The 10,543-nt window shown below is 43.8% G+C and carries 9 protein-coding genes and 3 tRNA genes; 10 read left to right on the forward strand and 2 right to left on the reverse strand.

The genetic code is table 11. The features are described 5' to 3' along the window. Positions 1–14: 14 nt before the first annotated feature. Complete coding sequence (gene pilB, locus IEV39_RS15345; RefSeq protein WP_005280880.1) at positions 15–1,727, reverse strand: type IV-A pilus assembly ATPase PilB; 1,713 nt, start codon at positions 1,725–1,727, stop codon at positions 15–17. A 371-nt stretch (positions 1,728–2,098) separates the two neighbouring features. On the opposite strand from pilB, the gene tpiA reads away from it, so the two are divergent. From tpiA to IEV39_RS15395, 10 genes are all read left to right on the forward strand, one after another. After that, positions 2,099–2,890 carry a triose-phosphate isomerase gene (tpiA, locus tag IEV39_RS15350; protein WP_005280877.1) on the forward strand — a complete coding sequence of 264 codons (792 nt, stop codon included), beginning with the start codon at positions 2,099–2,101 and terminating at the stop codon, positions 2,888–2,890. A gap of 12 nt (positions 2,891–2,902) precedes the next feature. Further along, positions 2,903–3,232, forward strand: a complete 330-nt coding sequence (gene secG, locus IEV39_RS15355) for a preprotein translocase subunit SecG (RefSeq protein ID WP_005226447.1) — start codon at positions 2,903–2,905, stop codon at positions 3,230–3,232. A 56-nt stretch (positions 3,233–3,288) separates the two neighbouring features. Beyond that, a tRNA-Leu gene (locus IEV39_RS15360) sits at positions 3,289–3,373 on the forward strand. A gap of 45 nt (positions 3,374–3,418) precedes the next feature. Then, positions 3,419–3,495: transfer RNA gene (locus IEV39_RS15365), tRNA-Met, on the forward strand. An 88-nt stretch (positions 3,496–3,583) separates the two neighbouring features. Then, a tRNA-Met gene (locus IEV39_RS15370) sits at positions 3,584–3,660 on the forward strand. A gap of 199 nt (positions 3,661–3,859) precedes the next feature. Next, positions 3,860–4,384, forward strand: coding sequence for a ribosome maturation factor RimP (gene rimP, locus IEV39_RS15375; protein WP_005280873.1), 525 nt, complete (start codon positions 3,860–3,862; stop codon positions 4,382–4,384). 37 nt (positions 4,385–4,421) lie between these two features. Beyond that, positions 4,422–5,906, forward strand: coding sequence for a transcription termination factor NusA (gene nusA / locus IEV39_RS15380; protein WP_004774096.1), 1,485 nt, complete (start codon positions 4,422–4,424; stop codon positions 5,904–5,906). Positions 5,907–5,916: 10 nt separating this feature from the next. Beyond that, positions 5,917–8,631, forward strand: coding sequence for a translation initiation factor IF-2 (gene infB, locus IEV39_RS15385; RefSeq protein ID WP_005226452.1), 2,715 nt, complete (start codon positions 5,917–5,919; stop codon positions 8,629–8,631). Next, positions 8,631–9,032 carry a ribosome-binding factor A gene (locus IEV39_RS15390; protein WP_004774100.1) on the forward strand — a complete coding sequence of 134 codons (402 nt, stop codon included), beginning with the start codon at positions 8,631–8,633 and terminating at the stop codon, positions 9,030–9,032. Before infB ends, IEV39_RS15390 begins: the two co-directional genes overlap by 1 nt. A gap of 361 nt (positions 9,033–9,393) precedes the next feature. After that, complete coding sequence (locus tag IEV39_RS15395; protein WP_005280868.1) at positions 9,394–9,954, forward strand: hypothetical protein; 561 nt, start codon at positions 9,394–9,396, stop codon at positions 9,952–9,954. A 211-nt stretch (positions 9,955–10,165) separates the two neighbouring features. On the opposite strand, the gene IEV39_RS15400 is transcribed toward IEV39_RS15395, so the two are convergent. Beyond that, positions 10,166–10,540 (reverse strand): Na+/H+ antiporter subunit G, encoded by a 375-nt coding sequence (locus IEV39_RS15400; RefSeq protein ID WP_005280865.1) that lies wholly within the window; start codon positions 10,538–10,540, stop codon positions 10,166–10,168. Positions 10,541–10,543 lie beyond the last annotated feature (3 nt).

The raw sequence follows: 10,543 nt of genomic DNA on the forward strand, positions 1-10,543 counted from the left end.
CCTTTTTATTGATTTTATTCACTTGTTACGCGGTTAATTTCTTGCAAAGAGGTAATTCCTTGCATCACTTTTTTTAAACCTGAACGGCGTAAATTATTAAAACCTGCTTGTTCGGATGCCGCTGCAATCTGTAAGGCATTGCCGTCTTCCATAATAATTCTGGAAATTTCTGGCGTAACTTTCATGACTTCATAGACGCCGACACGGCCTTTATAACCTTCACGACATTCGGCACAGCCCACCGGTTGAAAAATCCTGAAATCGGGATCGGCCATATCCTGTTCAGTAAAGCCAAGCTCTAACAGGCTCTGTTTTGGAATATCAATCGGTGCCTTACATTGCGAGCATAAGCGACGTGCCAGACGTTGTGCAATCACCAGATTGACCGAAGTGGCAATGTTGAAGGACGGCACGCCCATATTGCGCAAACGGGTCAAGGTTTCAGGGGCACTGTTGGTATGCAGTGTCGACATCACCATATGACCGGTTTGTGCGGCTTTAATGGCAATTTCTGCGGTTTCCAGATCCCGGATCTCACCGACCATGATGATGTCTGGATCCTGACGTAAGAATGCTTTCAATGCAGCAGAGAAGGTCAGTCCGGTTTTAGGATTGACGTTGACCTGATTAATGCCTTCCAGATTGATTTCGACCGGATCTTCGGCAGTAGAAATGTTGGTGTCTTCAGTATTGAGGATATTCAAACCGGTATACAAAGACACGGTTTTACCAGAACCGGTTGGGCCGGTAATCAGTAGCATGCCTTGAGGCTTATCCAGCGCTTCCATAAATAAGGCTTTTTGCTCGTCCTCGTAACCCAGCGCTTCAATCCCGAGCATGGCACTGGATGGATCAAGAATACGTAGCACCAGCTTCTCGCCAAACAGTGTAGGTAGTGAGTTGACACGGAAGTCGATGGCTTTGGTTTTGGATAGCTTTAATTTAATACGGCCATCTTGAGGCATCCGTTTTTCTGAAATGTCCATTTGCGACATGACCTTTAAACGGGAGGCGAGACGGGTTGCCATTTGTAAGGGCGGCGTGGCAATTTGACGCAGTACTCCATCTACACGGTAACGCACCCGATACATCTTTTCATAAGGCTCAAAATGTAAATCAGATGCACCCATACGAATCGCATCAATGAGGAGCTTGTTGATATATTTAACAATTGGGGATTCGTCGCCTTGTGGTGCATCCTCTTCTTCTTGGTTTGGATCTTGGTTTACATCGATATCTAAATCAAAATCTTCACTCTCTCCAAAGTCGAAACTGCCTGAATCGCCAAATTGCTGTTCAATCAGTTTTTCGAGTTTGGTGTGCTCAACAATAATCGGTTCGATATTGAGCTTGGTGTTAAAGCGAATGGCATCCAGCGCTTCAATATTGGTTGGATTGCTGGTCGCAACGTATAAAATCTGACCCCGCTGCAGCAGGGGCGCGACTCTGTGTTTCTGAATCAGTTTGTTGTCGGCCAGATCACGCGGTAACAGGGCGGTATCGTATACGGCCAGATCAAATAACGGCTCACCAAATTCGGCTGCAATGGTTTCAGCAATGGTGAGTGGTGATAAACGATGATGTTCAATCAAATGTGCGACGATATCTTGTCGTGCTTTTTTAGCTGTATCAATCGCTGTTTGCATGGTTGTTGCAGACAGATGACTGTCTTCAACTAACCGTCGAATAAACCCCGAAAACTTTGGAGACGTATGTAATCCTGACATCTGTCCGCCTTATGACAATAAATGTTTATAATATGTATCCTAAAAATTATACTTTTGTTAGGCAAAAATGCCACTAGCTAAAGTGTCGTTTTTGCCTTGGTTCATCGTTAAACTTTGAACTGATCGAGTTTTTTTACAAATTAATTTTATCTAATACGTTCATTTCTAAACTGATCCGATACTTTTGCCCGCCACCAGCCTGTTGTTTTTAAATAAATATAACAAGCGACTAGCGCGTAAACTGTAACCAGGCTGAGATGAAGATAAATTTTAAATTGATTTAGATCTAAACAATAGAAAAAAACTGAATTTTATAAAAATCCGTGTAAAATATGCAGCATTTTTGAAAATTAACAGTAGGCGGGCGAAGGATGTCGAATTCAACCATTACCCCTTGGGTTGTTGGCAATTGGAAGATGAATCCAATGCATGCGAATGCTTTCCAACTAATAGAAGAATTTAAGCAGTTATTACAGCAGGACAATATTGCTGCTGAGCAATGCCATATTGGTGTCGCACCAACCAGCATTGTCCTGACTGGGGTTCAGGCTCAGTTAAAAGATGCAGCCAGAGCCGTATATACCGTGGCTCAGGATCTTTCGCGTGTAGCTGGCACGGGTGCCTACACAGGTGAAGTCAGTGCGGAACTGTTAAAAGACAGTCAGATTGAATATGTATTGATTGGACATTCTGAGCGCCGTGAGTTATTCGGTGACAATGTCGAAATATTAAAAGCAAAGCTGCAAAATGCCTTAAGCGCTGGTTTAACTGTGATTTATTGCGTCGGTGAAAGCTTGGAGCAACGCGAGCAGGGTGCAGCAGAGCAGGTGGTATTACAACAGATTTGTGACATTGCAGCGGTGGTAAAAGCTGAACAATGGCAAAATATTGTGGTAGCGTATGAACCGATCTGGGCTATCGGGACGGGTAAAACCGCGTCACCCGCAGATGCCCAGGCGATGCATGCAAAAATCCGTGAAGGCTTAAAGCAGATTACGGCATTTGGCGCCACGACTGCGATCTTGTACGGTGGTAGCGTGAAAGCTGAAAATGCGGTTGAATTGGCGGCATGTCCAGATATTAATGGTGCTTTGGTAGGCGGTGCGTCTTTAAATGCACAATCTTTTTACCAAATCGCAAAAGCATTTGCGCAAAGCAAATAACGAGGAAGAGAGATGTATAGTTTTATACTCGTTGTCCACATCATTCTGGCAATTTTGATTATTGCTTTGGTGCTGGTACAACAAGGTAAAGGTGCAGAAGCAGGCGCATCATTTGGTGGTGGCGGTGCTGCAACCGTATTTGGTGCTTCAGGCGCAGGCAACTTTTTAACTCGTCTGACCGCGATTTTTACTGCACTGTTTTTTGTCACCAGTTTGACACTCGCTGTGTTTGCCAAGAAACAAACCACAGATGCCTATAGTTTGAAATCTGTTCAAACGACGACATCTGCGCCGGCAACATCGCCTGAAACTTCATCAAATGCACCTAAAACGGCTGAATAAGTCGATTTAGGACTTTCCTTTTTGTATTGAAAGGAATAGAATGCGTCCCACAAACTGCGGTGGTGGTGGAATTGGTAGACACGCTACCTTGAGGTGGTAGTGCTTTCGGGCGTGGGGGTTCAAGTCCCCCCTTCCGCACCAAACTTAATAACCAGTTAAGTTCGGTGTATGCAGTGTTTGTGTTGTTGCGGGATGGAGCAGTCTGGTAGCTCGTCGGGCTCATAACCCGAAGGTCGTTGGTTCAAATCCAGCTCCCGCTACCATTTGATTAAGGTGCAACTTAATCAGACGGATATGAAGAAAACTTAGATTGACTTTTTTTCATATTTGTATATAATTTTTGCACGTTGATGCGGGATGGAGCAGTCTGGTAGCTCGTCGGGCTCATAACCCGAAGGTCGTTGGTTCAAATCCAGCTCCCGCTACCAAGTTTCTAAAAAGAGGCTCACAATAAGGTGGGCCTTTTTGCACAGTGGGCTAAGCTTTTCTGTGTAACATAGGGGCGATTTACGCCCTTTTTTATTGGTTGTTTAGCTATCGTGTAGTTGTTCGACATCAATTGGTCAAATAGTCGTGCTTCACTATACGGTTAAGATTGATTGGCTCGTATAAGAGCGACGAGAGTACATGAAATTATCAAATAAATCACAAGCATTGCATGATCTTATTGCGCCAGCTGTAGCTGCGTGTGGTGTAGATCTGTGGGGGATTGAATTCCTGCCACAAGGTAAGCGTTCTTTACTACGTATTTATATCGATAAAGCGGTAGATGAGAGTGCTGAACCTGTCCTCAATGAAGATGGTGAAGTTGAACTCGGGCGTGGTATTGGCGTTCAGGATTGTGTTCTGGTAACACAACAAGTGGGTGCAATGCTTGATGTCCATGATCCAATTTCCGGTGAGTATGCTTTAGAGGTGTCATCACCAGGTTGGGATCGTCCATTTTTCCAACTTAATCAATTACCTGCCTATATCGGGCAACAAGTGGCTTTACGATTAATTGCTGCTGTCGAGAACCGTCGCAAATTTCAGGCAAAATTACTGGCTGTAGACTTGGAAAATGAACTAATTCAGGTCGAAGTTGAAGGTAATCATGTGCTTGAAATTGATAGTAATAATATTGATAAAGCAAATTTAATCTATCAAGACTAATATTAACTTAATTTTATAAGAAATCGGTAGGTGACTTATGGGCCGCGAAATTCTTACCGTTGCAGAAACGGTTAGTAATGAAAAAGGTGTTAGTCGTGAAGCGATCTTCCAAGCGTTAGAGCAAGCACTTGTTGCGGCAACGAAGAAAAAGTTTTACGAAGGCACACATTCTGAAGAAGCTCAACTCCGTGTTGAGATTGATCGTAAAACTGGTGATTACCGTACCTTCCGTCAATGGACGGTGGTTGCGGATGAAGATCATGAAATGCCAGCATGCCAAGATGCAATTTCTGATGTAGACCCTGCGAAGTGGTCAATCGGTGATGTGCGTGAACTTGAAGTTGAATCAATCGAGTTTGGTCGTATTGCTGCGCAAATCGCTAAGCAAGTAATCGTACAGAAGATTCGTGAAGCAGAGCGCGCATTGGTTGCGGATGCATATGAATCTAAAGTCGGTGAGTTGATTTACGGTGAAGTGAAAAAGCAAACCAAAGATGGCTTTATCATTGATCTGGGTGACAACGCTGAAGCTTACTTGGCGCGTGAAGAAACCATTCACAAAGAAATTTTACGCCCTAAACAGCGTATCAATGCGATTTTGTACAATGTAAACCGTGAAGGCCGTGGTGCACAATTATTATTGTCTCGCGCACGCCCTGAAATGCTGATTGCATTGATGAAGAAAGAAATTCCAGAAATTTCTGAAGAAATCATCGAAATTAAAGCAGCAGCGCGTCAACCGGGTGTTCGTGCTAAAATTGCAGTGAAAACCAATGACCATCGTATTGACCCAGTAGGTGCATGTATTGGTATGCGTGGTACACGTATCCAGGCGGTACAGCAAGAGTTGAACGGTGAGCGTATTGATGTGGTGGTGTGGTCTGATGATCCGGCACAATATATCGCCAGTGCGTTAGAGCCAGCTGATGTATCAGGTATTGTCCTTGATGAAGATGCACGTAGTGCGGACATCATCTTCGCAACCAATGATCAGTTAGCGCGTGCCATTGGTTCGCAAGGGCAAAATGTTCGTTTAGCATCGGAATTGACGGGTTATAAACTCGACATGATGTTAGAAGAGGAGTATCGTGCTCGTCAGCAAAATGAAGCACAGCAATATTTAGACATGTTTATTACACGTCTTGATATTGAAGAAGACCTGGCAATGGCATTGGTCGAAATGGGCTTCACTTCATTAGAAGAAATTGCTTACGTTCCGGCTGAAACATTTGACGAAATCGAGCTTGAAGCTGATTTGGTTGAATTGCTACAGAGTCGTGCGAAAGAAGCTGCTTTGACGGATGCATTGAAACAGCAAGAAAATATTCAAGAGCCAAGTGCAGAACTTCTCGGTATGGAAGGTATGACAACCGAGATTGCATATGCATTGGCGGCGCGTGGTGTGGTTACTGTTGATGATTTGGCAGACCAGGCAACTGACGATATTTCTGATATCGAAGGTTTAGGTCATGACAAAGCGGGTCAATTAATCATGAAAGCACGTGAATCATGGTTTAACTAGGAGATAATAGATGACGGACAAGTCGATTCAAGAGTTAGCACTCAGCGTAGAACGTCCTGTAGAGAAACTCCTGGAACAGGTTCGCGAAGCAGGCTTACCACAGCGTAAAGCAGATGACATTATTACCACTGAACAGCAAGATACTTTGGTCAATCACTTGAAAAAAGTACATGGTCAGGAAAGTGGTAACACAGGAAAGATTGCGTTGAAACGTAAAACAACGAGTACTGCTAAAGTTACCAGTACTTCTGGTAAAGCAAAAAGCATTAATGTTGAAGTTCGCAAGAAACAGGTTTTTGCCAAGCCAAATCCAGAGTTACTTGCAGCTGAAGCAAAAGCGCGTGTAGAAGCAGATGCGAAAGTCCGTGCTGAACAAAAAGTACGTGATGAAGCAGATCAAAAAGCTCGTCATAGCGCTGAACAAAAAGCCAATGCAACATTAGAAGCCATGCGTGCAGCGCATACTTCTGATAGTTCAGGTCAAAACACTGCGAAAGCAGCGGTTGTGGTGAAAAAGCGTAATAGCGACAAGGTGATTAAAGCGCCAGTGGTTCGCCCGACTGAAACACCAGAACAGAAAAAAGCACGTGAAGAGCAAACTGCTCAGTTGAAAGCGACTGAAGAAGCAGTACGTCGTAAAGCTGCTGAAGAAGCGCAGCAACGTACGCTTGAGCAAATGCGTCAGATGGCATCAAAATATTCAAATGATGATGCAACTGCAACCATTCGTGTAATTGATGATTCACCTTTAGCTGCCGGTCTTGTTGGTCAGGCCTATGAAGATTCCTTCAACAAGGAAGACCGTGAAATCAAACGCGGTGGGGCGACTGCAAATACACGTGGTGGTAAGAAAGGCGGACGTGGTGGCGATGCTCAGTCTGAGCAAAGCTTCAGCAAGAGCCATCACAAGCGCGGCTTGAAAACCAGCCAAGCCAACAAGCATGGTTTTGAAAAGCCTGTGAAGAAACAGGTTTATGATGTCGAGATCGGTGAGAAAATCATTGTTGCTGATCTTGCACAGAAAATGGCTGTTAAAGTTCGTGAAGTCATCAAGACCCTTATGAAAATGGGTGAGCTTGTGACTCAGAATCAGGCGATTGATCAAGATACTGCGGTACTTGTGGTTGAAGAATTGGGTCACAACCCGGTATTGGTTTCTGATACACAAGCAGAAGATAACTTACTGGTTGCAGCTGAAGAAGCACGTGGTGAGCAAACAACTCGTCCGCCAGTGGTGACGATCATGGGTCACGTTGACCATGGTAAAACCTCATTACTGGATCGTATCCGTCGCTCTAAAGTGGCAGCGGGCGAAGCGGGTGGTATTACTCAGCATATTGGTGCTTACCATGTTGAAACAGAGAAAGGCATTATTACTTTCCTAGATACACCGGGACACGCAGCGTTTACCTCTATGCGTGCACGTGGTGCGAAAGCAACTGATATCGTGGTCCTTGTTGTTGCTGCTGATGATGGTGTCATGCCACAAACAGCTGAAGCGATTGACCATGCGCGTGCTGCGGGTACGCCGATCATCGTTGCAATCAACAAAATGGATAAAGAATCAGCTGATCCAGATCGCGTATTAAACGAATTGACCACCAAAGGTATCGTACCTGAAGAGTGGGGCGGTGATGTTCCAATCGCGAAAGTATCTGCACATTCTGGTGAAGGTATTGATGGTTTACTTGACCTGATCCTGATCCAGTCTGAATTGATGGAGCTTAAAGCGTCTGCTGAAGGTGCGGCACAAGGTGTTGTAATTGAAGCACGTGTTGATAAAGGCCGTGGTGCAGTCACCTCGATCCTGGTACAGAACGGTACATTGAACATTGGTGACCTGGTATTGGCCGGTTCATCGTATGGTCGTGTACGTGCCATGTCAGATGAAAATGGTCAACGTATCACTTCTGCAGGTCCATCAATTCCTGTAGAAATTTTAGGTTTACCAGAAGCGCCAATGGCGGGTGATGAAGTTCTTGTGGTGAATGACGAGAAGAAAGCACGTGAAGTTGCTGATGCTCGTGCAGACCGTGAACGTCAAAAACGTCTTGAGCGTGCAAGCTCGATGCGTCTTGAAAACATCATGGCGTCAATGGGCAAGAAAGATGTTCCAACCGTTAACGTGGTACTCAAAACTGACGTACGCGGTACTTTGGAAGCATTGCATGTTGCACTTGATGAGCTTGCAACTGATGAAGTGAAAGTCCGTGTAATCGGTTCTGGTGTTGGTGCAATCACCGAATCAGACGTTACTTTGGCTGAATCTTCGGAAGCAGTATTGTTAGGCTTCAACGTACGTGCGGACAATACAGCACGTCAAAAAGCTGACCAAGATGGTATCGATATTCGTTACTACAGCATCATCTATCAATTGATTGATGATGTAAAAGCTGCAATGAGCGGTAAGCTTGCACCTGAACACCGTGAGACAATCCTGGGTGTTGCTGAAGTGCGTGAAGTGTTCCACTCAAGCAAGTTTGGTGCAGCAGCAGGCTGTATGGTTCTTGAGGGTGTGTTACACCGTAACAAGCCAATTCGCGTATTGCGTGATGACGTGGTTGTGTTCCAAGGCGAGCTTGAATCTCTTCGTCGCTATAAAGAAGTGGTTGAAGAAGTTCGTGCCGGTATGGAATGTGGTCTTGCAGTCAAAGGCTATAAAGACATCAAGGCACAAGACAAGATCGAAGTGTATGATGTTCAATTGATTAAACGGAGTCTTTAATGGCGGGTAGCCAACGCTTAAAGCGCATGGCGGATTCGGTACAGCGTGAGTTGTCCGAGCTGATCCGTCAGGAGCTTAAAGATCCACGTCTGGGTGGTCTGGTGACCATCTCAGCCGTGAAAGTCAGTGCAGATATGGGATATGCAGAAGTATATGTCACTGTAATGGGCCGTGAACTGGGCGATGACCAAAGTGAAGCTGCAAATAAAGAAACCTTGGATGTCTTGAATAAAGCATCGGGTTTCCTGCGTCATGAGTTGAGTCGTCGTATCAAGACACGGATTACGCCAAGATTGCGTTTCCATTACGATAAGACCAATGCCTATGGTAACTATATGTTTGGTCTGATTGCTGAAGCGGTTAAAGATCTGCCTGAACAAGAGCAAGATGAACAGAAGTAAATAGATATAAAAAAAGCCACCTTCGGGTGGCTTTTTATATTTTTGATTATCTACATGAAAATATTTAATTTTTTATAAAAATAAATGCTCTTATTTGCTCAAGAAATACTGCTTGTCGGATTGATATATTGGATTCTTGACTCTATTTGAATGGAGTATTAGTGTTAAGTTGTGATTAAAAAACAAACAAAATATTGCATTATTTTTAGATAAATTTAAATCTGACTTCTATATCAATATTTAGAATCTTGTGTTGGTGGTGACAAATAAGATGAATTGATTGTCTTGTAGAATCTTTGGTTTTCTGACTCGCTACTATTAATAATAAATTCTAATTATTTGACTTAACGGAGATTATGAAATGAATGATACAAGAAAGTGGAAAGAACCAAACCCTAGTCTTGATAAAGATAAAGACATAGATAAGCATAAAGATAAGGTCATTCCAAATGAGACGACACAGGTCGATGCAAAAGCAGTAATCACTCCAAAAAATGCGAAAAGCATCTTTTTGCAGGCCATAGCTACAGATAAGCCATTCTTCACTAATCCGACTCATCCACCTCTGGTGGTTCCACCTGGTCATATCTTCTATTGGGCCTCGGCCACCTCCCCGCTTTGGACTGATAACAAGGATACCTCCTCTAATCGTCCTCTTTATGGTTGGGATTTTGAGCCATATGAACAAGTTGTCACTTGGCTTCGACGTGCGCAACTTATGGGGCTGTGTAGTTTGGGTAATGGAGAGTATTCAGCGGTTGGTTATGAGGAGAAATTTGACCAGTCTAAAGGTGGAACTTGGTATTACATAAACGACAGTGGAACAACGAGATATTATTATTGGTATATGAACGATAACTTTAATTACTACAGCGATAATGCTGGTGTTGCAAACATGACTTTTATCGTCATGCCATATTAGCTAAGTTATAAGTAGGTTTTTATATATCTGCGTAATTTAGCTTTATAAAGAAATACTAATCTGGTTGAAGCCATGAGTTTACTGGTGGGGTTTATGATAAGTGGCTCATAGAAATTTAAAATAATAAAAATCATTTGTTATGGTTTTAAAATTATGAATGCATAAAAAAGCCACCTTCGGGTGGCTTTTTTATGCTCAGAATAAAAAGGACTTAATCTTTCTTCAATGGATGGCGACGGTAGCGTTGCCAAGGAAGTGGGCGATTTAAGGCTTCTGGTACCTCACCACTGGTTGAGCGTAAGCGTAAGTGGATGGCTGCCTGAGCCATCAAATTGGCGGATACGGGTGCAGTGATAAAGGCAAACAGGGTAATCAAAAGCTCGGCAAAACCAAAACGGCCTTGTGTCGCCCAGAAAATCATTGCCGCAATCAGGAAGCTACCCAGCCCTAAGGTACTGGATTTAGTCGGTGCATGGAGACGCATAAACAAGTCTGGCAGGCGGATCATGCCGATCGAACCGACCAGCATAAAGAAGGCGCCAAACACCACGAAGAATGAAATAATAATCTCAACAATCAGTTGCATGAT

Origin of the sequence: Acinetobacter courvalinii, assembly GCF_014635545.1 — a bacterium.
In the GTDB taxonomy this organism is placed as follows: Bacteria; Pseudomonadota; Gammaproteobacteria; order Pseudomonadales; family Moraxellaceae; genus Acinetobacter; species Acinetobacter courvalinii.

Coding starts and splice junctions, on each gene's coding strand:
- IEV39_RS15390 (WP_004774100.1), top strand. CDS start 8,631: ATGGCGGGTAGCCAACGCTTAAAGCGCATGGCGGATTCGGTACAGCGT.
- rimP (WP_005280873.1), top strand. CDS start 3,860: ATGAAATTATCAAATAAATCACAAGCATTGCATGATCTTATTGCGCCA.
- secG (WP_005226447.1), top strand. CDS start 2,903: ATGTATAGTTTTATACTCGTTGTCCACATCATTCTGGCAATTTTGATT.
- IEV39_RS15400 (WP_005280865.1), bottom strand. CDS start 10,540: ATGCAACTGATTGTTGAGATTATTATTTCATTCTTCGTGGTGTTTGGC.
- nusA (WP_004774096.1), top strand. CDS start 4,422: ATGGGCCGCGAAATTCTTACCGTTGCAGAAACGGTTAGTAATGAAAAA.
- pilB (WP_005280880.1), bottom strand. CDS start 1,727: ATGTCAGGATTACATACGTCTCCAAAGTTTTCGGGGTTTATTCGACGG.
- infB (WP_005226452.1), top strand. CDS start 5,917: ATGACGGACAAGTCGATTCAAGAGTTAGCACTCAGCGTAGAACGTCCT.
- IEV39_RS15395 (WP_005280868.1), top strand. CDS start 9,394: ATGAATGATACAAGAAAGTGGAAAGAACCAAACCCTAGTCTTGATAAA.
- tpiA (WP_005280877.1), top strand. CDS start 2,099: ATGTCGAATTCAACCATTACCCCTTGGGTTGTTGGCAATTGGAAGATG.